Source organism: Nocardiopsis sp. CNZ308, assembly GCF_004217075.1.
This window is the reverse complement of record NZ_SHKJ01000001.1, coordinates 2,011,271-2,035,094: the sequence shown is the minus strand read 5'-3', so window position 1 is coordinate 2,035,094 and position 23,824 is coordinate 2,011,271. Positions and strand designations below refer to the sequence as shown.

At 72.8% G+C, this 23,824-nt stretch carries 19 protein-coding genes; 12 read left to right on the top strand and 7 right to left on the bottom strand.

The window, feature by feature from the left end; genetic code table 11:
- The first annotated feature begins 18 nt into the window (after window positions 1-18).
- From EV372_RS08815 to dacB, 4 genes are all read left to right on the top strand, one after another.
- Complete coding sequence (locus EV372_RS08815) at window positions 19-1,029, top strand: ABC transporter permease (RefSeq protein WP_130395607.1); 1,011 nt, start codon at window positions 19-21, stop codon at window positions 1,027-1,029.
- Window positions 1,022-1,942 carry an ABC transporter permease gene (locus tag EV372_RS08810; RefSeq protein ID WP_130395606.1) on the top strand — a complete coding sequence of 307 codons (921 nt, stop codon included), beginning with the start codon at window positions 1,022-1,024 and terminating at the stop codon, window positions 1,940-1,942. The genes EV372_RS08815 and EV372_RS08810 overlap by 8 nt, the downstream gene beginning before the upstream one ends.
- Complete coding sequence (locus tag EV372_RS08805; RefSeq protein ID WP_130395605.1) at window positions 1,939-4,149, top strand: ABC transporter ATP-binding protein; 2,211 nt, start codon at window positions 1,939-1,941, stop codon at window positions 4,147-4,149. The genes EV372_RS08810 and EV372_RS08805 overlap by 4 nt, the downstream gene beginning before the upstream one ends.
- Before the next feature lie 370 nt (window positions 4,150-4,519).
- A complete protein-coding gene (gene dacB, locus EV372_RS08800) occupies window positions 4,520-6,157 on the top strand; it encodes a D-alanyl-D-alanine carboxypeptidase (RefSeq protein ID WP_486484115.1) in 1,638 nt (545 codons plus the stop codon).
- Window positions 6,158-6,632: 475 nt separating this feature from the next.
- Here dacB and EV372_RS08795 read toward each other — a convergent pair whose 3' ends face one another.
- Window positions 6,633-7,184, bottom strand: coding sequence for a TIGR03086 family metal-binding protein (locus tag EV372_RS08795; protein ID WP_130395604.1), 552 nt, complete (start codon window positions 7,182-7,184; stop codon window positions 6,633-6,635).
- Between the two features lie 121 nt (window positions 7,185-7,305).
- Here EV372_RS08795 and EV372_RS08790 point away from each other — a divergent pair, with 121 nt between their 5' ends.
- Window positions 7,306-8,181, top strand: a complete 876-nt coding sequence (locus EV372_RS08790) for a DUF6597 domain-containing transcriptional factor (protein ID WP_486484114.1) — start codon at window positions 7,306-7,308, stop codon at window positions 8,179-8,181.
- Here the strand turns inward: EV372_RS08790 and EV372_RS08785 are convergent.
- Window positions 8,120-8,698 (bottom strand): TetR/AcrR family transcriptional regulator, encoded by a 579-nt coding sequence (locus EV372_RS08785; RefSeq protein WP_308210368.1) that lies wholly within the window; start codon window positions 8,696-8,698, stop codon window positions 8,120-8,122. The genes EV372_RS08790 and EV372_RS08785 overlap by 62 nt on opposite strands.
- Window positions 8,699-8,730: 32 nt before the next feature.
- Window positions 8,731-9,054, bottom strand: coding sequence for a DMT family transporter (locus tag EV372_RS08780; protein WP_013155521.1), 324 nt, complete (start codon window positions 9,052-9,054; stop codon window positions 8,731-8,733).
- A 310-nt stretch (window positions 9,055-9,364) separates the two neighbouring features.
- On the opposite strand from EV372_RS08780, the gene EV372_RS08775 reads away from it, so the two are divergent.
- On the top strand, window positions 9,365-10,669 hold the full coding sequence (locus EV372_RS08775; protein ID WP_130395602.1) for an Ig-like domain-containing protein: 1,305 nt from the start codon (window positions 9,365-9,367) through the stop codon (window positions 10,667-10,669).
- A 112-nt stretch (window positions 10,670-10,781) separates the two neighbouring features.
- Here EV372_RS08775 and EV372_RS08770 read toward each other — a convergent pair whose 3' ends face one another.
- The 4 genes from EV372_RS08770 to ybiA all read right to left on the bottom strand — a co-directional run bounded on the left by EV372_RS08770 (window position 10,782) and on the right by ybiA (window position 13,689).
- Window positions 10,782-11,432: a TetR/AcrR family transcriptional regulator gene (locus EV372_RS08770; RefSeq protein ID WP_130395601.1), complete on the bottom strand. Its 651-nt coding sequence runs from the start codon at window positions 11,430-11,432 to the stop codon at window positions 10,782-10,784.
- 203 nt (window positions 11,433-11,635) lie between these two features.
- Entirely contained in the window at window positions 11,636-11,878 is a 243-nt protein-coding gene (locus tag EV372_RS08765) for a hypothetical protein (RefSeq protein ID WP_013155518.1), read from the bottom strand.
- Between the two features lie 439 nt (window positions 11,879-12,317).
- Entirely contained in the window at window positions 12,318-13,064 is a 747-nt protein-coding gene (locus EV372_RS08760) for an SDR family NAD(P)-dependent oxidoreductase (RefSeq protein ID WP_197044381.1), read from the bottom strand.
- Window positions 13,065-13,119: 55 nt separating this feature from the next.
- On the bottom strand, window positions 13,120-13,689 hold the full coding sequence (gene ybiA / locus EV372_RS08755; protein WP_130395599.1) for a riboflavin biosynthesis intermediates N-glycosidase: 570 nt from the start codon (window positions 13,687-13,689) through the stop codon (window positions 13,120-13,122).
- A gap of 429 nt (window positions 13,690-14,118) precedes the next feature.
- On the opposite strand from ybiA, the gene EV372_RS08750 reads away from it, so the two are divergent.
- The 6 genes from EV372_RS08750 to fxsT all read left to right on the top strand — a co-directional run bounded on the left by EV372_RS08750 (window position 14,119) and on the right by fxsT (window position 23,787).
- Complete coding sequence (locus tag EV372_RS08750) at window positions 14,119-14,625, top strand: MarR family transcriptional regulator (protein WP_130395598.1); 507 nt, start codon at window positions 14,119-14,121, stop codon at window positions 14,623-14,625.
- Between the two features lie 188 nt (window positions 14,626-14,813).
- Entirely contained in the window at window positions 14,814-15,254 is a 441-nt protein-coding gene (locus EV372_RS08745; protein ID WP_013155515.1) for a DoxX family protein, read from the top strand.
- 241 nt (window positions 15,255-15,495) lie between these two features.
- Window positions 15,496-16,431 carry a S1 family peptidase gene (locus EV372_RS08740; protein WP_130395597.1) on the top strand — a complete coding sequence of 312 codons (936 nt, stop codon included), beginning with the start codon at window positions 15,496-15,498 and terminating at the stop codon, window positions 16,429-16,431.
- Window positions 16,428-18,065: a hypothetical protein gene (locus EV372_RS08735; protein WP_130395596.1), complete on the top strand. Its 1,638-nt coding sequence runs from the start codon at window positions 16,428-16,430 to the stop codon at window positions 18,063-18,065. The genes EV372_RS08740 and EV372_RS08735 overlap by 4 nt, the downstream gene beginning before the upstream one ends.
- Complete coding sequence (locus tag EV372_RS08730) at window positions 18,062-19,240, top strand: AAA family ATPase (protein ID WP_130395595.1); 1,179 nt, start codon at window positions 18,062-18,064, stop codon at window positions 19,238-19,240. The genes EV372_RS08735 and EV372_RS08730 overlap by 4 nt, the downstream gene beginning before the upstream one ends.
- The gene (fxsT, locus tag EV372_RS08725) at window positions 19,237-23,787 is read left to right on the top strand and encodes an FxSxx-COOH system tetratricopeptide repeat protein (protein WP_130395594.1); all 4,551 of its coding nucleotides are present in this window, start codon (window positions 19,237-19,239) and stop codon (window positions 23,785-23,787) included. Before EV372_RS08730 ends, fxsT begins: the two co-directional genes overlap by 4 nt.
- Window positions 23,788-23,824: the final 37 nt, after the last annotated feature.

Below are 23,824 nucleotides of genomic sequence, written 5' to 3'. Positions count from 1 at the left end.
CCCTGAAGGATCACACTCATGCTCGTTTACACGGTGCGGCGCGTCCTGGGCGCGATACCCATCCTGATCCTCGCGTCCGTGCTCACCTTCGTCCTGATCGACGTCTCCGGTGATCCCCTGACAGAGCTCAGGATGCAGCAGCCGCCCCCCGACCCCTCGGTCATCCAACTCCAGGAGGAGCGGCTCTACCTCGACCGGTCCATGCCCGAGCGCTACTGGCTCTGGGTCACCGGCATCGGCGGCAACGGGGACATCGGACTCCTCCAGGGCGAGTTCGGCCCCTCCACGCAGAGCAACAGCTACGACATCGGCGCCAACATCGCCGAGCGGCTGGGCACCACCCTGCGCCTGGTGGGCGCGTCCATGGTCTTCGCTCTGGGCCTGGCGGTCCTGGCCGGCGTCGTCAGCGCCATGCGCCAGTACTCCAAGCTCGACTACACGCTCACGTTCGTCGGCTTCCTGGCCCTGTCCATGCCCGTCTTCTGGTTCGCGGGCATCATGCAGCAGGCCGGGGTCGGCTTCAACGAACTCGTGGGCGACCAGGTCCTCGCCACGATCGGCGACGGCGTCTACCAGGCACAGGGCGAGGACTTCTGGGGGCGCGTCACCAACGCCTTCGCCTACATGACCCTGCCCACGATCGTGCTGATGCTGACCAGCTTCGCCTCGTGGAGCCGGTACCAGCGGACCTCCATGCTCGAGGTGCTCAACAGCGACTACGTCCGTCTGGCACGCGCCAAGGGCCTGCCCAACCGCGTCGTCATCCGGCGCCACGCGCTGCGCACGGCCCTCATCCCGCTGACCACGGTGGTCGCCGTCGGCATCGCCGGGATCATCGACGGCGCGGTCCTGACCGAACGGGTCTTCCAGTGGCGCGGCCTGGGCGAGTTCTTCATCACCGCGGTCGAGAAGAACGACTCGTACGCGCTGATGGCGTGGCTGCTGCTCAGCGGTGTCATGGTCATCGTGGCCAACCTCATCGCCGACCTCCTGTACGGCGTGCTCGACCCGAGGATTCGCTATGAGTGAGAAGAGGGCGCCCCGGGCGCCGCGGAGCGCCGACGCCGAGAGCGTCGGAGGTGCCGAACGCACCCAGTTCCAGATGATCCTGTCCCGGTTCCTGCGCCACCGGGCCGCCATGATCAGCCTGGTCGTCCTGGCGGTCGTCGTCCTGGCCGCCTTCGTGGGTCCGCTCCTCTGGAGATGGGACCACACCGTCCACCTGGAGATCCCGCCGAGCGTGCCGCCCAACGCGGACCACCCGCTGGGCACCACCACCGCCGGGCACGACGTCCTGGGCCAGCTCATGCGCGGCGCCCAGCAGACGCTCAAGGTGGCGTTCACGGTGTCGGTCATGGGCACCGTCATCGGCTCCCTGTGGGGCGCCACGGCCGGTTACTACGGCGGCCGGATCGACGCGCTCATGATGCGCGTGGCCGACGTGTTCATGATCGTGCCCCTGCTGGTGATGGTCGCCGCGATCGCGGGCAACGCCCGCGCCGGGACCACCTGGTACGCGGTGGCCCTCATCATCGGCTTCTTCTCGTGGGCGCAGATCGCCCGCGTGGTGCGCAGCGTGGTCCTGTCCCTGCGCGAGCAGGAGTTCGTGGAGGCGGCCAAGGCCGCGGGGGCCTCGCCCGGGTGGATCATCGTCCGCCACCTGCTGCCCAACGCGGCCGGGCCGATCATCGTCGCGGCCACGCTGCTGATCGCGGTGGCGATCCTGCTGGAGGCGGGCATGTCCTTCCTCCAGTTCGGCATCCAGCCCCCCGACATCTCGCTCGGCCAGATGATCAGCGACGCGCGCACGGCCGTCTCCACCAGGCCCTGGCTGTTCTACCCGCCGGGCCTGCTGCTGCTGGTGATCTGCCTGACGATCAACTTCATCGGCGACGGGCTGCGCGACGCCCTCGACCCACGACAGACCATGGTGCGGCGATGACCACGACTGACCAGATGAGCAACGAGGGGACCGCCCCGGCCGGAACCGGCGACGTGGTCCTGGAGGTCAGCGACCTCAGCGTCACCTTCCCCTCCGACGACGGGCCGCTGCCCGCCGTGCGCGAGGTGTCCTACGTCCTGCGCCGGGGCGAGGCGCTGGGGATCGTGGGCGAGTCCGGATCGGGCAAGTCCGTGACCTCGATGGCGATCATGGGGCTGCTGCCCAAGAACGCCCGCGTCGAGGGCTCGGCCAAGGTGCTGGGCCAGGAGGTCATCGGCCTCAAGGACGCGCAGATCAGCAAGGTCCGCGGCAACAAGATCGCGATGATCTTCCAGGACCCGCTGACCTCGCTGAACCCCGTCTACACCGTCGGCTACCAGATCGCCGAGGCCGTCCTGGCCCACCGCAAGGTGGGCAAGAAGGCGGCGATGGCCCGGGCGCTGGAGCTGCTGGAGCTGGTGGGGATCCCCAGCCCGGAACAGCGGATCAAGCAGTACCCGCACGAGCTGTCGGGCGGCATGCGCCAGCGCGTGGTGATCGCCATCGCGATGGCCAACGAGCCGGACGTCATCATCGCCGACGAGCCGACCACGGCCCTGGACGTGACCGTCCAGGCCCAGGTCCTGGAGGCGCTGGAGGCGGCCCGGAAGGAGACCGGCGCCGCCCTGGTGCTGATCACCCACGACCTCGGCGTGGTGGCCGGGCACGTCGACAGGATCGGCGTGATGTACGGCGGCCGCCTCGTGGAGATGGGCCCCGTGGAGGAGGTCTTCTACCGCCCGCGGATGCCCTACGCCCTCGGTCTGCTGGGGTCGCTGCCCCGCCTGGACGAGGACCGCCACGAGAGGCTCACCCCCATCGTGGGCACCCCGCCCTCCCTGCTCTCCCTGCCCACGGGGTGCGCGTTCTCGCCGCGCTGCCCGATGGCCCGGGACCTGTGCCGCGAACAGGAGCCCCTCCTGCTCGCGGTCGGCGGGGACGGGGAGAGGGTGCGCGTGCCGGCAACGGACACCTCCGCGCACACGGCGGCCTGCCACTTCAGCGAGGAACTGGGGGGCGCCGCCCCCGCCGACCTGTTCCGGGGGACGGCGGTGGAGGCCGACACCGTCACGGAGGTCGAGGAGGCCGAGAAGCAGGCGCAGGAGGCGCGCGCCCAGATCGGCGCGGAGACCGCCGCCCCCGCGGACGGGGAGCCCCGTGAGGCCATCCTGACCGTCAAGGACCTGGTCAAGAACTTCCCCATCCGCTCCAAGGGCCTCCTGCGGCGCAGGATCGGCGAGGTGCAGGCGGTCTCCGGGGTCTCCCTGGAGCTGCGCGAGCACGAGACCCTCGCCCTGGTCGGCGAGTCCGGGTGCGGCAAGTCCACCACCGCCCGCCTCATGCTCCAGCTGATCAAGCAGACCTCGGGCGAGGTCAGCTACATGGGGCAGCCGCTGCACACGCTGTCCCCGCGGCAGATGCGGCCTCTGCGCCGCGACCTCCAGCTGGTCTTCCAGGACCCGTTCGCCTCCCTGGACCCGCGCATGACGGTCTCGGACATCATCGCCGAGCCGCTGCGGATCCACGGCCAGGGCAACGGCACCGCCAGGAAGCGGGTCAGGGAGCTGCTGGACCTGGTGGGGCTCAACGCCGAGCACGGATCGCGCTACCCGCACGAGTTCTCGGGCGGCCAGCGCCAGCGCATCGGCATCGCCCGCGCGCTGGCGCTCAACCCCAAGGTGCTCATCCTGGACGAGCCGGTCTCGGCGCTGGACGTGTCCATCCAGGCGGGTGTGATCAACCTGCTGGAGGACCTCCAGGACGACCTGGGCCTGTCGTACCTGTTCGTCTCGCACGACCTGTCGGTGGTCAAGCACATCGCCGACCGGGTGGCCGTGATGTACCTCGGCAAGATCGTGGAGACGGGGACGACGGCGGAGCTGTTCGGGGCGCCCTCCCACCCGTACACGCAGGCGCTGATCTCGGCGATCCCCCTGCCGGACCCGGTCAAGGAGCGGACCCGGGAGCGGATCGTCGTGACCGGCGACGTGCCCAGCCCCGCCGACCCGCCCTCGGGCTGCCGGTTCCGGACCCGGTGCCCGAAGTTCGCGAACGAGCTGTCGGAGAGCGAGCGCGCCAAGTGCGTGGAGGAGCCGCCGGAACTGATGGACCGGGGGGCGGGCCACCTGGACGCCTGCCACTACTCGCGGGCCAGGGAACTGTTCTGACCGGAGCGCCGCCCGGGTGATCCGGGCGCGGCGGCCGTGACGGGCCGGTGCCGGGGGAGTGCGCCCCCGGTACCGGCCCGTTCGCCGTTCTCGCCGCACCTGTCGGAGGGGGCCCGGTGCCGGGGGTTCGCTCCGGGGCCGGTCCCACACCGCCGTCGGGTGCCGCGATCCCTCGCCGCGCCCGCGAAGGAGACCGAAACCAGACGATTTTGTCCGTAGTGGATTTGGGCGCACATGTGTCACCTGGGGCTTAGGTGTTCCCACGCGCCCCGCACGTGTCCGACCCGCGCCCGGGGTGCTGGTGCCGGGGATCCGCAGCGGGTTAGGGTGCGGTGCCCCTTGGTGTCCGTGACCGCTAGGAGACACACCGTTGAGAACCCCCACCGCTTCCAGTGAACCCCCGGTCGGGGGGCGCCGTGCCCCGGTCCGGCGACGCGCCTCCTGGACCGCGGCCCTCGCGGCCGTCCCCGTGCTCGTCGCGGCGCCGCTGGGCGCGCTCCCGGCCCACGCCGATCCGGCGGCCGCCGAGGAGCGCCTGACGGACCTGCGCGCGGACATCGACGCCCTCCTGGCGGACCCGTCCCTGGAGGGAGGGGTGTCCGGGGTGACCGTCACCGACCCCGCCACCGGCGCGGTGCTGTACTCGCGCGACAGCGGGGAGCAGCTGGTGCCCGCGTCCAACATGAAGCTGTTCACCGCGGCGGCCGCCCTGGACGTCCTGGGCGCCGACCACACCTTCTCCACCGAGGTCGTGGCCGAGGGCCACAGGCAGCGGCGCTCCGTGGAGGACCTGTACCTGGTGGGCGGCGGCGACCCCACCCTGTCCGAGCAGGACCTGGACGCGCTGGCCGCCGAGGTGGCCGCCTCCGGGGTCAGGACCGTGCGGGGCGACGTCCTCGCCGACGACACCTGGTTCGACTCCCAGCGCCTCGTGGACGACTGGTGGCCCGAGGACGAGCCCTACGCCTACTCCGCGCAGATCTCGGCCCTCACCGTCGCCCACGGGGAGCGCTACGACACCGGCGTGACCGAGGTCGTGGTCACCCCCGGCGCGGCGGGCGCGCCCGCCACCGTGGACCTGGGCGCCGCCGAGGGCTACGCCGAACTCGACAACCAGGCCGTGACCGGCCCTCCGGGCGGCACCAGCAGCGTGGTCGTCGACCGGCCCGTGGGGACCAACACCATCACGGTGACCGGCACGATCCCGGCCGACGCCGCCCCCGTGACCGCCCTGCGCACGGTGGACGAGCCCGCGGGCCTGGCCGGGCACCTCTTCGCGCAGGCGCTGGAGCGGCACGGCGTCACCGTCGAGGGCGGCGTGGAGTTCGGCGAGGCGCCCGGTCGGGGACGCCACGGCGCCCGGCTGGTGGCCGACCACGAGTCCCCCGAGCTGGCGGAGATCCTCGTCCCCTTCATGAAGTTCAGCAACAACGGCCACGCCGAGATGCTCGTCAAGAGCATCGGCCAGGAGGTCGCGGGCGAGGGGAGCTGGGACGCCGGGCTGACCGGTGTCGAGCGGTCCCTGGCCGGGCTGGGGGTGGACACCTCCGACCTCGTCCTCAACGACGGCTCGGGCCTGTCCCGGGGCAACCTGGTCACCTCCGACACGGTCGTGGACCTGCTCGTGAGCACGCGCGACGCGTCCTGGCACGGGATCTGGGCGGACTCGCTGCCGCTGGCGGGCGAGAGCGACCCGTTCACCGGGGGGACCCTGCGGTTCCGCATGGGCGGCACCGCGGCCGCGGGCGTCGTCTCCGCCAAGACCGGCACCATGACGGGCATCAGCGCGCTGTCCGGATACGTGGCCGGGCAGGACGGCGGCGACGGGCTGGCGTTCAGCGTCGTCAACAACGGCTACGGCGGCCCGGCCCCCACGCCGGTGCAGGACGCGATCGCCGTCCGGCTGGCCGAGTACCTGGGCCACCAGACGCCCGTGAGCGTCCGGTCCCAGAGCGCGCCGAGCGAGCCCGGCGGTGAGCTGGAGTGCTCCTGGGAGCTGACCTGCTGATCCGCTGACCTGCTGACGGCACGGCCGGGCGGCGAGTCGCCGCCCGGCCGTGCCGTCAGCGGCTGAGGTACAGGACGCGCGCAACGCGCGGGCGGCGCGGTCGCGCTCGACGGCCTCCGCGCGTGAGGCGCGGGAACCCGGCCGGAGGGCCGCGGGGAGCCCCCGTGGCCCTCCGGGTTTTCCACAGGTGTGGACGGACTCCGCCGCTTCGGCTCCGAAGGTGGCATCTGGGGAGTGGACGGCGCCGCCTCCCCGCGTCACACGATCCGCGTCGCACCCCCTGACCGCCTACTCCGCCCGCGCGGGGTCCCGGAAGGAGAGCGTTCCGATCGTGTCCCGCTCCAGCGGGAGAATCGCCCGGTTCCCGTCCCTGCTCGTGTGCCGCCCCCGGGCCGGGTCGCCCGGGGCGGCCCGGCCCGGCCACCTCCCCGGGGCGGGCCCGCGCCGGTCCCCGGGGCGGGGGAGCCCCGGGCCGCTACCAGGCGCGGCGGCCGACGAAGGCCAGGAACCGGGTCTGGGCGTCGGCGCCCTCGGGCGGGGCGAGCTCGGGCCCGCAGACGTTGTTCCCGCGCAGCTGCTCCCCGAAGGGGGCGGTGGCCTCGTGCGCCCACCGGACGTCGCCGGGGTCCAGGCGCTCGTCCAGGCCGGCGGCCCGGGCCAGGTCCCAGCGGTGCACCACGAGGTCGAAGCTGAGGAACCGGTCCACCGCCTCGGCGAAGGTGGTGCGGCCGAAGAACCCGTCGAATTCGGTGTTCGCGCGCCGCGGGTCGTCCAGGTCGGCCTGGACCACCGCTCGGGCGGCGTCCCAGGCGGCGCGGGGGTCCTCGTCCACGGAGGGGATGTCGCCCAGTTCGCGGCCGACCAGGCCGAGGAACATGCCCTGGGTGTCCACGACGTGGCGGACCACGTCGCGCGCGTCCCACCCCTCGCAGGGGGACGCCGACGACCAGCGGTCGGCGGGGACGGCCGCCACCGTCCCGGCGAAGTCCTCGGACAGGCGGGCGTAGCGCTCGGAGATGTCGCTCATGATCGTCTTCCCCTCGGGTCTGTCTCGGTGTCGGCCATCCTCGCCCCCTCGACCGGGTGCCGTCTTGAACAAACACGACGAACCGCACGGGTGTTCGGAGGCGGAGGGCTACCCTGGAGCCGTGAGACCGTACTCCGTGGGGGTGGAGGGGGACGCACGCGGCATCCTCGACCCGGCCGCCGGGCTGACCCGGTTCCGCCTGGACCGACACGCGCCCTCGGAGCGGGTGGCCCGCTTCGTGGACCGCTACTGGCTGGCCTCGTGGAACCTGACCGGCCGCGAGCCGCACACCCAGCGGGTCCTGGCCCACCCCGTCGTGAACCTGGTGTTCACCGGTGGGACCGCGACGGTGCACGGCCCGACCACCGAGGTGACCGAGCGCCGCCTGGAGGGCGAGGGCTGGGCGCTCGGGGTGATGTTCCGGCCCGCGGGGTTCCGTCCGTTCCTCGGCAGGCCCATGAACACGATCGTGGACGCCGGTCTCCCCGCGTCGGAGGTGTTCGGGGCCCTCGGTGCGGACGGGGTCCTCGGCGCCGACGCGATTCCCGGTGCGCATGGAGCCTTCGGCGGGAGCCGGGCCCTCGACGGCGCGTTGACCTGCGGTCCCCTCGACCTCGTGGCCGCGGTCGACCGTGCCCTGGCCGGGTTGCTCCCCGCGGACCGTCACCCGGCTGAGGACACCCGCGACGTCGTGGAGCGGGTGGCCGCCGACCCCTCGGTGGTCAACGTGTCCGGGCTCGCCCGGCGCGAGGGGATGGGCGTGCGGCTGCTCCAGCGCCGCTTCGCCGACCACGTCGGCCTGAGCCCCAAGGCGGTGATCCGCAGGTACCGGCTCTACGAGGCCGCCGAGCGGGCCAGGAAGGGCGCGGCGCCCGACTGGGGGAGCCTGGCCGCCGAACTCGGGTTCAGCGACCAGTCCCACCTGACCAGGGAGTTCACCGCCGTTCTGGGGACCCCTCCCGCGCGCTACGCGGCACGCGCGACACCAGGCGGCTGAGCGTGCGGTACACGTCCTCGGCCGTCAGCTCCGGGTCGGCGCAGGCCCGTACGAACAGGCCGTCGACGGCGGCGCCCACGCCCGCGCGGTCCTCCGGGCGGGGGAGGTAGGGCGCGAGGAAGGCGTCCACGGCCCGGTTCCAGCGCTCGATCTGCGGGCGCAGGGCCGGGCGGCGGGCGGCGAGCAGGAACAGTTCGCACTCGGCCATCACCTGGGCCCGTTCGGGGCCCGAGCCCACCGCGATCATCCCGGCGAGGGCGCGCAGGGCCGCGTCCGCGTCCTCGGGCACGGCGGCCAGCGCGGCCACGTAGGTGTCGTTGACCCGGGTCAGGGTGTCCACGAGCAGGTCGTCGACGGTCGCGTGGTAGTAGGTGACGGTGCTGGGCGGCACCCCGGCCTCGGCGGCCACGCGCCGCTGGCTGACCGCCGCCACGCCGTCGCGTTCGATGACGCGCATGGTGGCGTCCAGGAGCAGTCGGCGGCGCCGCTCGCCCTTGCGTCTGCGCCCGTCGGCGATGCCCTCGCCGACGGCCGCCGTGTCGTGGCCGTTCAGTGCCGCCCGCCCAGTTCCAGGGCCATGACCCCCGCGATGATCAGCGCGATCCCGCCGATCTGGACCCAGGTGAGCGACTCGCCGAAGAGCAGTGTGCCGATCACCGCGACCAGCGCGATGCCCACGGCCGCCCACACGCCGTAGGCCACGCCGAGGTTGATGCCCCGGGTGAGGGACTGGCTGAGCATGAGGAAGGCCCCGACGTAACCGACCACCACGACGACCGAGGGCAGCGGTCGGCTGAAGCCCTCGGAGAGCTTGAGCGAGGTGGTGGCGATCACCTCGGCGATGATCGCTCCGGCCAGCCAGAGCCACGGCACGGCGTTCCTCCCGACCGAAAACTGGGCGTTTGACCAGGTTTCTGCGGAGAAGAAACCTGAGCGTTCGGACAAGATTCTAGGTGCAGGGCCCACCCGGTGTCCAAGGCGAGTTATGGGTGGCCGTAACCTCATACCCGTAGGGAATCGAGGTGTACCCCCGGGGTGTATCGTCTTCGGTTCCGGCGTCCCCCACGTCCCACGCCCCAGATAACCGCTCTATACCGATGCATGAGATTTCAGAACCTTTTCGGTGGGTGTGCGTCTTACTTGCGTGGATGGCGTTTCAGGCATGACATGGAGGTAACCAGACGTGACGGGCAAGACACCTCCGGCGGTGGCGCGTCGTTTCGGTATCGGACTGGCAGCGCTGGCGCTGGCCGCCACGGCCTGCACGTCGGGTGAGGCCGAAACCCAGGGCGGCGGTACCGACGCGGCCAGCGCCGATCCCGCGGAACTGGTGATCACTCCCGAGAACGGTGCCGAGGAGGTCGCGCCCAACTCCCCCATCCGGGTCACCGCGGAGAGCGGTGTCATCACGGACGTCCAGGTGGAGCAGGTCGTCGCCACCGAGGCCGCGGCGGAGGGCGAGGGCGAGGCGCAGGACGCCGACCTCTACGCCGTGACCGGCACCCTCAACGGTGACGCGACCGAGTGGGTCAGCGACTGGAACCTGCGCCCCGGCGCGGAGGTCGTGGTCACCGCGACCGCCGAGAACGACGCCGGTGAGGAGACCGAGGTCGTCCAGGAGTTCACCACCCTGGAGGCGGTCGCCGGGCAGCGCCTGGAACTGGCCTCCAACTGGCCCGTCTCCGGTGACACCGTCGGCGTGGGCATGCCGATCGTCATCAACTTCGACCTGCCGGTGACCAACAAGGCGCAGGTCGAGAACTCCATGGAGGTCATCTCCGAGCAGGGCGTCCAGGGCGCCTGGAACTGGGAGACCGACACGATGGCCGTGTTCCGGCCCGAGGCGTACTGGGAGCCCCACCAGTCCGTGAGCGTCGACCTGCACCTCGCGGGCGTCGAGGCCTCCGAGGGCGTCTACGGCGTGGAGAACCACCGCATCGACTTCGAGATCGGCCGCGAGCTGATCATGACCATGCACGTGCCCGACCACGAGCTGGTCGTCAACATCGACGGTGAGCACGACCGCACCATCGAGGTGAGCAACGGCAAGGCCAGCCGCCGCTTCGACACCACGACCTCCGGCACCCACGTGCTCATGCAGCGCTACGAGCAGATGACCATGGACTCCTCCACCGTGGGCATCCCCGAGGGCACCCCCGGCGCCTACAACGTGGACGTGCAGTACGCGGTCCGCACCAGCGACAGCGGCGAGTTCCTGCACGAGGCCTCCTACAACGGCAACATCGGCAGCGCCAACACCTCCAACGGCTGCACGAACCTGCGCATGGACGACGCCCGCTGGATCTTCGAGAACACCCTCATGGGCGACGTCCTGGAGACCACCGGCACCGACCGCGAGCTGGAGTGGAACAACGGCTGGGGCTTCTGGCAGATGTCCTGGGACGAGTGGCTGGCCGAGAGCGCGACCGGCGAGCCGCAGGTGACCGACGGTTCGGGCACCCCCGGCTCCGTCCACGGCGAGCAGTAACCGCCCGCCCAACGCCGGAGGGGGCGCCGGGAACCGCACGGTTCCCGGCGCCCCCTCCGGCGTTCCGAGGTCTCCACGGGAGGCGACCAGCCCGCGCCGGGCGCCCGCCCGGTCAGCCCTGCCGGGACAGCCGGGCCACCACGGAGTCGATCACCAGCTCGGTGACGGCGGCCATGTCCACCGCGCCCGGGTCCAGCAGCCACTGCACCTGGAGCCCGTCCATCGCGGCGATGACCGCCGACGCCGCGGCCTCCGCCGGGGTGTGCCCGTCCGGCCCCGGCGTGTCCGCGGCCTTCCGGGGCCCCGGTTCCAGCCGGTCCAGCACGGCGTCCGCGATCTCCCCGCGCAACACCGTGTAGCGGTCCCGGAACCAGTCCTGCGCCGGGTGCTCGTCGGTGGCGCTCTCCGCCGACAGCACCGCGTACAGCTGCGTGGTCCCCGGCCGCTCGGCGTTGCGCTCGGCGGTCGCCACCAGGTGGTCCAGCATCCGGCTGCCCTCCGGAGCCGGGTCGGTGTCGTCGCGCAGCTCCAGGACCGCGGTGAGCAGGTCGGTCTTGGAGCCGAAGTGGTGCAGGACCCCCGCCGGGGTGATGTTGAGCGTCGCCGCGATGTCGGCCAGCGAGGTGTTGTGGAAGCCCCGCGAGGCGAACACGTCGGCCGCCGTGCGCAGGATCTGCTCGCGCCGGTTCACCCGCCTCCGCGGCGCTGGCGCCTCGGAGCCGGAGGAGGCGCGGGTGTCCGGCGCCGGGGTCGTCTCGCTCATCCTGGTCTCTCCACTTCCTGCACCCCGTCGGGTACTCCGGGGCCCGTGCGGGGGGTCGCGGACCCGTCGTCCACGGTATCCAGCTTTCCCCGCGCCCCCTGCTCAACGAACGCCGAGCAAGAGGGGACCCGGTCCAAGAGGAGTACGACAGGAGGCCGGGGGGCCGTGACTCCGGCCCCCCACGCCCGCCGCCCGGTGCGGCCTCACCAGGCGCGGACGCCGCCGACGGGGGCGGGCAGGCGCTCGCTCAGCCAGGTCCACGTGCCGTCGTTCTCGGTGAAGCGGCGCTGGACGCGCTCCACCTCCGTGATCGGGTTCGAGAACACCTCGGTCCACGCCCCGGCGGTGCGCTCCTCCAGGTAGAGGCTGCGTGCGTCGGTGCGCATGCGCACCGCCTGGAGCGTGTGGTTGGAGCCGTCGCGCAACTGGATGCGGTAATAGGCCATGGGAAGTCCCTGGAGTGTGGTTCGTCCTGGATGGAAGAAGGACGGTGCGTTCCCGGACCGCGCGCGGCACCGGCGGGTGCGCGTGGGTGAACCGGTCTCCCGGAGCGTGCGGCGGGCGTACGTGGTCGGGCCGCGCGAGCGTCTGACGGGTGGCGGCGGGAACGCCGAGACCCGGAGTGCTCCGGGGAACGGGTGCGGGTGCCGGAAGCACCATGCTGTCCGCGTTGTGGACTCTACTCCTGTCGTGAGCACACCGGAGCCGTAACCGTGGATACGGCGGATGAAATCCGGGTGATCCGACGGTGATCGCGGGAGGCGATTCGGAAAAAGCACCTGATAACTACACGCCACGCACGATACGTCTTTTTTTGGCGCACCAACGGGGGACCACGGGAGCCGAGGGCCGGGGCGCGCGGCTCCGGCGCGCCCCGACCCGGGTTCAGGCGCTGATCCCCCCGTCCACGCTCACCACCGTGCCCGTGACGAACCGGCCGCCCGGACCGGCCAGGTGGGCGACGGTCTCGGCCACCTCCTCGGGACGGCCGAAACGCCCCAGCGGCACGAGGGACCGGATGCCGTCGGCGTTCGGTCCGTCGCCCGGGTTGGCGTCGGTGTCGACGGGGCCGGGGTTGACCTGGACCACGGTGACACCTCGCGCGCCCAGGTCACGGGCCAGGCCACGGGTCATACCGGCCAGAGCGGACTTGCTCATGGAGTACAGGGCGAGCCCGCCGAAGGGGGTCCGCTCGGCCACGTTGCTGCCCACGGTGATGACGCGCCCGTCCTCGCCCATGTGGCGCAGCGCCGCTTGGGCGGCCAGGAAGGGGGCGCGGACGTTCACGGCCAGGACCCGGTCAACTTGGTCCACGGTGACGTCTTCGTAGGGGCCGAAGGGGAACAGGGCCGCGTTGTTGACCAGCACGTCCAGGCGGCCGAACGCCTCCACCGCGCTCTCCACGGCCCCGACCACCGCCCCGGCGTCCGCGCTGTCCGCGCGTACGGCCAGCGCCTTGCGCCCCATGGCCTCGATCTGGCCGACCACGCGGGCGGCGGCATCCTCGTCGCGCTCGTAGGTGAGGGCGACGGCGGCGCCCGCACGGGCCAACCGCAGCGCGACGGCGGCGCCGATTCCGCGGCTCCCGCCCGTGACGAGCGCGACCCTGTCCATCAGGTTCTGTTCGTTCATGGGTTCGATCATGCCGACTCCGCCCGCGCCGGTCCGGCGGAAAACGGACCTGGCGTTACGGGGCCGCGGCCAGGCGGGCCCGGGTCTCCATCAGGGCGAACCCCAGCAGGTTGAGGCCCCGCCAGCGCTCGGGGACCCGCGCGTCGTCGTTCTCGGCGCCCAGTCCGATGCCCCACACCCGGTCGCGGGGGCTGGCCTCCACCAGCACCCGTCCGCCGGTGCCGAGCAGGAACTCGCGCGGCTCCGGGTTCTGGCCGAACTTGCCGAGGCCGCCCTCGACCACGATCCCGAAGCGGGCCGCCTCCCACTCGCGCTCGTCGAAGCCGCGCACCCGGCGGCCGATCACCTTGGCGTCCCGGGGGTGACCCGCCGCGAGGATCCGCTCCTCCGCCTCGGCGTCACCGAACAGGCGGGCCTTGGCGGCCATCATGTAGTGCTCCGCGGTGCGGTAGCCGACCCCCTCCACCGTGAAGTCGGCGGGCCACCACTGCGACAGGCAGCTCGCCGACACGCCTCCGGAGGCGGGCGGCTGGTGGCCCCAGAAGCACAGGTACTCGGCTCCGCCCGCCGAGGCCACCAGCTCCTCGACCGTGCGCGCGTCCGCGGGATCGCGTGTGTCCGTCATGGGGGAGAGTGTCCCAGGCGGTACCGACGCGCGCGGCGCCGCGCGGGCGTGCGGCGGCGGCCGCGGGGGCCTCGAACGAGGGCGGCGCGCACCCGGGGCGGCGTATGTGACTCCGTAGTAGCGTTGCGGGAAACCCCAGGAGCCGTAGGTCAGAGGGACCCCGTCCGCCGTGGCGCCGACGGTGGACGGAGCGTCCTTCGAGTGCGCCGACACCGGAGGACCGCACTCGGGCGGGCGGGGCCGCCGGACCGGTCGGCCGGCTGGCGGGCCCACCCGGTGTCGCCCGCCGGCGGCGGCGCCCCGCGGCTGAGGCACGGGGTCGGGACGCGCCGCGGCCGCTGTGCCGCGGCCGCTCTCCTATGCCTGGAAGATGGATATTTGACCAGAACACATTTGAACTCTCAAGTTACCCCTGGGGGCACGGGCCCGATGGCCGAGACGCGGTGGCTCGACGAGGACGAACAGCAGACGTGGCGGGCCTTCCTGGCCGCCGTCCACCTGCTGGACGGGGCGCTGGACCGGCAGCTCAGACAGGACTCCGGCATGTCCCACGCCTACTACCAGATCCTGGTGAAGCTGTCCGAGGCGCCCGAACGCGTGATGACGATGACCGACCTGGCCAGGAGGCTGCGCTCCTCGCCCAGCCGCCTCTCGCACGCGGTCGCCCGCCTGGAGGGGGACGGCCTGGTCCGCAGGTCCAAGCGCCCGGGGGACCGGCGCACCACCCTGGCCGAGCTCACCCCGGAGGGGGCGTCCGTGCTGCGCGAGGCGGCGCCGGGCCACGTGCACGAGGTCCGGCGCGTGCTCTTCGACGCGCTCACCGGCGATCAGGTCAAGCAGCTGCGGGGGATCGCGGAGTCCATGCTCGGCGTGCTCGACCCCGGGGGCGAGGAGCCGCGGTACACGGGGCCGACCGGTACGGTGCGCCGGGACTGAGCCGCGTTCTGTTGTCGGCTCTCACCAGGGCGGACGCCGAGGGGGAGAAATATCCCTCATTGGCACTCTATGTGTCCGGGTGGATGCGTACTATCATCTGCTTTCCCAGGAAAAGGTTGTAGTCTCAAGCAACGGTGCGAGGCCACGACCTCCTCCTGGGTTACCCGCTCACAGGAACAGGAACCGCTATGACCGAGAATCCGCTCATGTCCCGCGTGGGGGACGTCGTCGCGCTGCTCGCCAGAGTCGTGGTCGGCGTCGTCTTCATCGCGCACGGTTGGCCGAAGATGTCCGACCTCGACGGCACCGCCCAGGGCTTCGCGTCCATGGGGATCCCCTTCCCGCAGTTCGCCGCCCTCCTGGGGGCGAGCATCGAGGTGGGCGCCGGGCTGGCCCTCATCGTCGGGTTCGCCCTGCCCCTGGCCGGGATCCTCCTGGCCTTCATGATGGCCGGTGCCTACTTCTTCGCCCACGTCGGCGACCCGCTGGTCGGCGGCTTCGAGTTCGTGCTCGTCCTCGGCGCCGTCGCCCTGGCCCTCGGGTTCACGGGCGGCCGCCTCTCCGTGGACCGCCTCATGCCGTGGGGTCGCCCCCGCCGTCGGACCCCTGAACCGGTACCGGCCTCCTGACCAGCGCGTCCGGGCCGTCCGTCGCCGGAGGCGGACGGCCCGCGTACCGCACATAACCCCCTTTTATTAACTTGTTTATCTAAATCCACCTATCTCTCACGAAAAACACTCAAATCTTTCGCTCTCCTTCACGGCAACACATTTTCATGAACGACAGGTAGAATTCGGTGCACCCGAAACACTGAGCGGGACCGCGCGTTCGGGCCCGTCCCGTGTGCCCCGCCCGCCGAACGGGAGCGCCGTGTCTCACCTGGCCCCCCGCCCCCTCGCCCCCGACTGGCAGTTGCGCGTCACCGACCGCGGCGGCACGGCCCTGCACGGCGCCGCGGTACTGGTCGCATCCGGATACGCGATCACCTGCGCGCACGTCGTCCGCGAGGCCCTCGCCGGGTCCGGCGTCCCCGCCGGGCCCGGCGCCGCCGTACGCCTGGACGCCCCGCGCGGCCTCCCGGACTGGGAGGCCGCCGCCACGGTCGTCGCCGACGGCTGGTGGTGGGAGGAGGCCGCGCCCTGGGACGCGGCGGTGCTGCGCCTGGACCGGCCCGCCCCGATCCCTCCCGCCGTCCCCGCCCGGTACCGCGTCGGCGACCGGGTCCGCGTCCTCGGCTTCCCCCGCGCCGAGACCGGCCTGTGGGTGACCGGCCGGGCCACCGGTACCGGGGGCAGCCGCTTCGGCTACGTCCAGATCGACGTCGACTCCCGCGCGGGGTTCACCGTCCTGCCCGGCTTCAGCGGCAGCGGCGTCCGAGAGGAGAGGGGGAACGCCCTCCTCGGTCTGCTCTGCGAGGCGACCGGCAGCGGCAGGGCGGGCTGGATGATTCCGATGGAGGCGATCCCCCGGGTGTGGCCGACCGAGCGGGCCGCCGCGGGCGCGGCGGCGAACGGCGAACGGGAGGCGCTCACGCGTACCGCCAGGGCGATGACCGATCTGCGCACGCTGCTCCTGCCCGACCTGCGCCTGGACCTGTACGTCGCGCTCGACCCCCGCCTGCGCCGCAGGCTCCGCGCCGACCAGGACCTGCTCTCCTTCACCGCGCAGCTGGTCGCCCTCGCCCACGGTGAGTACGGAATCCTCGACGAGGTGCTCGCCCTCCTCGACGCGAGGGAGGACGGGAGCGCGGGGATGCTCCGGGTCCGCGAGGCCGCGGCCCCGCTCCTGGGGAGCCCGCCCGGGTGAGCGAGACGACGGCCACCGCGGGGGGCCAGGCCCCGATCGGAGGGCGTCCGCCATCGGAGGGCGGACCGCTCCCTCCCGGCGGACGACTCCTCCCGGAGGGCGCCGGACGGCCGTTCCCGGCCGACGGCGGTGTGGAGGACCTGGTCGACGCCCTGTGCGCGCTCCGGTGCGTCCTCCTCCCGGACGCGCGCGAGCAGCTGGCCTACCAGCTGCCGACACGGGTCCGCCGCAACCTGCGCCTGGAGGGCTCGCCGGTGGAGTTCGCCCGCCACCTGGTAGGCCTGTGCCGGGAGCAGGTGCGCCTGGGCTGCCTCGTGCGCTGGATCCTCTACCTGGAGGAGCGCGGCCGCAGCTCGCTCGCGGCGGCCCGGGCGGCGGAGCCGCTGGTCCACGCCGAGGAGTGGGAGCAGCTGTACCGCCTCCTGCCCGAGGGAACCACCGACGCCGACGTCGCCCTCGTCCGCCGGGAGCTGGCGGAGCACTCCCCGGACCTGGTCGCGGAGGCCTTCGAGACCGCCCGGACCGACCAGCTCGCCCCGGCCGAGGCGCCGCCGCACACGGCCTGGGACCGGCTCGTGGACCTGGCCGAGATGACCGTGCCCGAGGGCGCCGAACTCCCGCTGCGGGTCTTCTGCGCCCTGCTGCCCTGCGCCGTCCCGCTGCGCGACTGCGCCGACCTGCTCCTGCTCTGGGGCGGCGGGCGGCGCGAGGGCACGGCCGCGCCGCCCGGCACGCGCGCGCCGGCCCGGCTCGTCGTGCACGTCACCCAGGGCCGGAGCCGGGACCGCTACGACGTCGAGTACTGGACGGTGCTCAGCGAGAGACGGGGCAGGGCCCCGGACTTCTGCGGCCACGGCCACACCCCGCACATGGAGGCCGAGCGCATCGGCGCCCACGTCGGCGGCCTGCTCACCCTGCTGGAGGTGGACCACCGCACGGGGTACCACGAGGGTGTGCGGGTCGAGCTGGTCGCACGGCTGGACCTGCTCCGCCGTCTGGAGGCCGAGCACTGGCAGGAGGCCGGTGAGGGCGACCGCAGGCTCGGCGCGCGGGCCCAGGTGGTCTACCGGGCGGAGGAGCTGGTGGACCCCGCGCGCGGCGACACCGCGCAGGCCCGGCGTACCTGCGCCCGCCGCTGGGAGGGGCTCGCGAGCGCGTGCGAGGTCCTGCACCTGGACACCGCGCACGAGGCCGGGCAGAGGAGGCGCAGGGGCGGACGGACCTACCGCGAACCCCTGGTCGAAAGGCTCCAGGACGACAGGATCGTGGCCCTCTCCGTTCCCTCCCATCTGGATGAATGCCACATGTCGGTCTGGTCGGCGCTCATGATCGGGGTTCCGGTCGTGATCTGGCGTTCCGCCGACAATGGCCCTGGAGCAAGTCCGTGGCTCAATCTGGGGAAGGTGGGGCGGGAGGTAATGGTGCCACCCGAAAGAATACGAGCGCTTCCCAAGGCGCTCCACCAATCGCGTTCCGGATGCGTTTCCCCGGACGATACCGGGTACATCGAAGAAAGCTTCGAGGTCGCCGTCTTCTACCACGACACCCTTCCGGTTCTGCCCGCTCCCAGACCGATGACACCCCCACAGCATCCGACAGCCCCCCTTGGGCGCGGCTCGAAGGGCCTGCCATGACCACACCAGCCGAACCCGGATCGACCAGCTCCGCGCCGGAGTGGTGGATCTTCCACGGCACAGGTCAGCCCCGCCCGCACCTGGACCTCGCCGCCCAGCTCCCCCCGCCTCCCCGGTGGCGCACCTACGGCGGCGGGCCGGACCCCGCCGAAACCGGCGCGGACCCCCCGTTCTACGACCCGGGGCCGCGGGCCGAGAGCCCCGCCGCCGAGAGCGAGCGCCACCTGGGTCCCGTCAGACCCTGGAACTTCCCCATTCCCCTGGGGCCGCACCGCCGCCAGCTGCTGGACAAGGTCAACGCGGCCATCTGCCTGCGCCGCCCCCTGCTGCTGGTGGGCCCGCCCGGGATCGGCAAGTCCAGTCTCGCCCACCAGATCTCCCGCGAGCTGGGCCTGGGCCGCGTCCTGCGCTGGGCCGTCACCAGCCGCAGCACCGTGCGCGACGGCCTGTACGCCTACGACCCCCTCACCCAGATCCACGACCTCAACCTGGAGAACGCCCGCAACCGGGCCCTGGGCGCCCGGGACCGCCGCTACGCGAGCGCCGACGGCACTGAGGCCGACGCCCACCTGCGCAGCAGCGCCGAGTCGATCGGCCGCTACCTCACCCTGGGCCCCCTGGGCACCGCCTTCCTGCCCACCCGGCTGCCCCGCGTGCTCCTGGTCGACGACTTCGACCTGGGCGACTTCGACCTGCCCGGCGACCTGCTCGACCTGTTCGAGAACGGCGGCTACACCGTCCCCGAGCTGGGCCGACTGGCCAACGTGGCCGGGAGGATCCGGGTGGCCACCGACGACCCCGGCCGCACGGCGGCGGTCGAACGCGGCGAGGTCCTGTGCTCGGCCTTCCCCGTCACGGTGGTGACCTGCAACGACGACCGGGACCTGCCGCCCGCCTTCCTGCGCCGCTGCATCCCGGTCCGGATGGGGCTGCCGGACGAGGACGAGCTGGTGGCCGCCGTGGCCGGGCACTTCGACGGCGACCCGCCCACCGGCACGCGGACCCTGGTCACCGAGTTCCTGCGCAGGAGCGCCGACGGCCACGGACTCGCCGTGGACCAGCTGCTCAACGCCGTGCACCTGGTCGGCGCCATGGGACAGGGCGAGCCGGGGCCCGAGCAGGTCCGCCACCTCTCCGACCTGCTCTGGCACCGCCTCACGGAAACCCCGGGATGAGCCCCGCGCACCAGCCGGGGGACGACCGCCCCCGGGGCTCCGGCGACCGGTCGGGCGGCTCCTCTGGTGGCCTCACCCCCACCGAGTGGGCGGACGCGCTCCACCTGGCGGCCCTCCAGGCGCGTGCCGAGGCCGCGCGCCGCGAACGCCCGATCTTCTCGGAGCCGCCCGCTGACGGTCCGCAGCCCGGGGAGGCCGCCGGTTCCGGTCCGCCCCCGCGGGAGGCCGGGACGGGGACGGACGCGCCGGGGACCGGGCGGCGGTCCTCCCCTGCGCCCGGCACGGACACAGGGGCCGTCCGGCTCCCGGGGTTCCCCGGCGGCGGGACGGCCGCCGGCGGGGGCGGTTCCGCCGCCGGACGCGTGTCCCGTGGGCGGGCCCCGGCCCCGCCGCACGGCTGTGAGGGGACGCCCCCGTGGCCGCGTCGGGAGCCGGGGGAGGGAAGGCCGCCGACGGAGCCCCACGGGTTCGTGCAGCCGGTCCTGGAACGGCGCCAGGAACTGGTCGCCGCTCTGGGGCCCTTCCACCTCACCGAACCCCGTGGTCGGCCGGACGGCGTCGACCAGGAGGGCACCGCGCGCAACTACGCGCGCTCGCTCCTGGACAGCCTCCACTGGTCCGAGGACGAGCGCGAGGGCGTCGGCGTCCCGGTGGTGCCGCGGCCGTGCGCGCGCCGGGAACGGGCGGTGAACCTGACCCTCCTCGTCGACGACGGCGTCACCATGGCCTTCCAGCGCGGCCTGGCCGCCGAGTTCGTCCGGCTCGCGCGCTCCGGCGGGATCTTCCGCGAGGTCGTCTCCCTGTACTTCGACTCCGCGCGCCCCGGCGTCCCCAGGCTGCGCGACGGCCACGGACGCCCCGGCCGCCTCGGCGGCGGCCGCGCGCACGTGGTCCTGTTCCTCACCGACGGGCTCGGCGGCGCCTGGCGCGACCGCGGCTTCCAGGACTGGGTCGCCGCGGCCGCGGACCGCGGCGCGGTCGCGATCCTCCACCTGCTCCAGCCCCTCCTGTGGCGGCGCGGTGCCATCGCCACCGCCCCCATGGAGCTGGCCGCGCCCCGGGCAGCCGGTCCCTGCGCCGCGAACACCCGGTACGCGCGGGAGCGCACGCTCACCGACCCGGAGGAGGACAAGCGCGAGCCGGGGGTGCTCGTGCCGGTGCTGACGCTGGACCCCCGGACGATCCGCGACTGGGCGGTCTTCGCGATGGGGAGGGGGCCCGGACGCCTGTGGGCGCACACCGCGCGGTTCCCCGCGGGAGAGGGCCCCGACCCGGCCGGGGCCCCGGACGCCAGGGAACCCGCCTTCGACGCCGAACGGGAGGCGCGGCGCTTCCGGCAGCTGGCCAGCCCCGAGGCGTTCGACCTGGCGGTGGCCCTGGCCGCCGTGCCGCTGGACCCGCGTCTGGTGGAGGCGGTCTGCGAGGACGTGCTCGGCCGCACCACGCCCTCGGAGCTGACGGAGGTCTTCTTCAGCGGGCTGGTGCACGGGGGCGGCGGCCGGGGGGAGGAGGACGGTCCGGTCGGGTGGGACTTCCGTCCGGGGGTCCGACGGGCCCTGCTGTCACTGGGCGGCCGTGTCTCCGACATCCGCCGGGTGCTGGGCCTGGCGGCGGAGCGCCTGCGCTGGGTGGACCCCTGGTTCGACGCCCTGCGCCTGATGCTGCGGGGCGGGCAGGACGATTTCCCGAAAAGGACGCGGCTGTCCCACCACTGGGCGAATTCCATGCTGCCCGCGGTGGAGAGCGCGGCCCTTACCCGACGTTATGCCGTACCCATCAGGGAATACGCCGATATCTCCGGGACGGGTGCGACCCGCGGTGCGGAAGAAACGCATGAGGCGGCTACGCCGTCGCCCACTGGTCTAGTATTACCGAAGGTTTCCGGATCTGCGCGTGTGGGCGGGAACAACGGCTGGAAGGCGCGGAGCAGAGCACCCTTTTCTGAACGGTCGGGGAAAGAAACTCATATGGCCACAAAACTGTCAAATGAGGATATGATGCAAGAATCTGGCGGCCAGTCCAGCGGCCGTACGTCCCGATCGTCCATGAGTGGCCGACCGCTCAACGCGGTCTGGGTCCAGGTTCCGCGCCGCAACAGCGCCTTCACCGGCCGGGAGGAACTCCTCTCCGCGCTGAGGGGACAGCTCCTGAAGGGGCGGCGCCAGGTCATCACCGCCCTCAACGGGATGTCGGGGGTCGGCAAGACCGAGCTCGCCAAGGAGTACCTGTACCGGTACGCGTCCGACTACGACCTCATCTGCTGGATCCCCGCGGCCCACAGCAACCAGCTGCGGGAGAGCTTCTCCGTCCTCGCGTCCAGGCTCAGGCTGGACAGCGCGGGCGCGGGCAGCGGACACGTCCTGGAGAACGTCCTGGAGGCACTGCGCCAGGGCGTGGACTATCCGCGCTGGCTCCTCGTCTTCGACAACGCGCAGGCCCGGTCCGAACTGGATCAGTATCTTCCTGTCGGGGGCGAGGGCCACGTGATCATCACTTCTCGGGACTCCAGCTGGACGGTGCGGGGCGGCGACGCCTACCTCTCCGTCCGCGAGTTCGACCGGGCGGAGAGCATCGAGCTGCTGAAACGGCGCGGACCCGCGTCGCTGACCACCGAGGAGGCCGACCAGCTGGCGCACGAGCTGGGCGACCTGCCCCTGGCCCTCAACCAGGCCGCCGTGTGGCTGCACGAGAGCGGGATGGCCACCGAGGAGTACCTGCGCCAGTTCGCCGAGAAGAGCCAGGAGATGCTCGACCTCCTGCGCCCGGTGGACAGCGCCTACCCGGTGGCCGTCGCCGCCGCCTGGAACGTGTCCCTGGACCGGCTGGCCACCACCAACCCGGCGGCGCTCCAGCTGCTCCAGCTCTGCTCCTTCATGTCGACGGCGCCCATCCCCCGGACGCTGTTCAACTTCGCCCGGGGCATCGAGGGCCCCGCGGAGCTGCGCGGCGCCCTGGAGGACCCGGCCAGGCTCGGCATGGCGATCCGCGACATCGGGCGCAACAGCCTCGCCCACATCGACCACCAGCGCAACACGGTCTCCCTGCACCGGCTGGTGCAGCGCGCCGTCCAAGCGCCGATGAGCGACGAGGAGCGCGAGGAGATGCGCCACTGCGCCCACCAGCTGCTGGGCCGCAACGACCTCCAGGTGGTGGCCGTGGACGCCTCCGAGCGCTACACCGAGCTGCTGCCGCACGTGTGGGCCTCCGAACTGTGGAACTGCACCGACCCCTGGGCGCGCAACCTGGTGGTGCAGATGTGCCGGGTCGCCGTGCTGCGCCAGGAGTTCGACGAGGCCCGCCGCCTGGGCGAGACCGCCCACGAGTGGTGGCGCCTGCAACTGGGCGAGAACCACCCCTCCACCCTGGGCATGGCGATCCAGATCTCCACGGCGATGCGCGGGCAGGGGTACCTGGAGCAGGCCCTCGCGCTGTGCGAGGCCACCCTGGGCACCCTGCGCGAGACGCAGGACCCCGGGGACTCCGAGACCCTGGAGGCGGAGATCGAGTACATCCGCACCCTGCGCTTCCTGGGCCGGTTCCGCGACTCGCTGACGGCCGCGGCCGACGCCTACCACCGCCGGGTGCGCCTCTTCGGCGAGGACGACCCGCACACCCTGGTCACCGCCCACTTCCGCGCCTTCAACCTCCTGCTCAGCGGCGACCCGGAGTCGGCCGCCGACCAGTACCGCGACACGCTGGCCCGGCTGGAGGCCGTCTTCGGCCCGGACCACCCGCGCACCCTGGGCACCAACAACGGCTACGCCGAGGCCCTGATGGAGAAGGGCCGCTACCGGGAGGCCGAGGAGATCCAGGCCCACCAGGTCGAGCGTGCCATCGGCCTGATCGGGGAGGACGACAACCGCGTCCTGCGCAACCAGCGGACGCTGGCCGTCATGCGCCGGCGCGTCGGCCACCACCGGGAGGCGCTCGCCCTGTCGGAGCGCGCCTGGCAGCGCTTCCGGGTCAAGCACGGCGTGGACGACAACGAGACCATGTACGCCGCTCTGGTGCACTCCATGTCCCTGAGCGCGGTCAACCAGCACGACGAGGCGCTGGAGCTGGCCCAGACCACGGGGGAGCGCTACGTCAAGCTCCTGGGCGAGCGCCACCCCTACGTGGGCGCGGCCGACGTCAACCGGGCGATCATCCTGCGCCGCCTGGGCAGGGCGGCCGAGGCCCGCCAGTTGGACGAGCGCTCCCTGGAGCTGTTCCTGGACCGGCTCGGCGCCCATCACCCCAGCACCCTGGCCTGCCTGGTGAACCTGGCCAACGACCACTTCCTCATGGGCGACGTGGCCGGTGCCCGGGAACGGGACGAGGAGGCGCTGCGCGGCTGCGAGGAGGCGCTGGGGGCCTCGCATCCGCTGGCCCTGCTGGCCCGCCGCAACCTGCTCGTGGACCGCAGGGCCCAGGGCGAGGACGTCGAGGCCGAGTTCGTCGCCGTGGAGGACGGCTACCGCGAGGTGATGGGGTCGGACCACCCCGCCACGCTCAGCCTCCGCAGGACAGTGCGGGGGGACGCCGACATCTACCTCGCCCAGATGTGACCGGTCGCGGTCCGGGGCGCGCTCCCCGGACCGACCG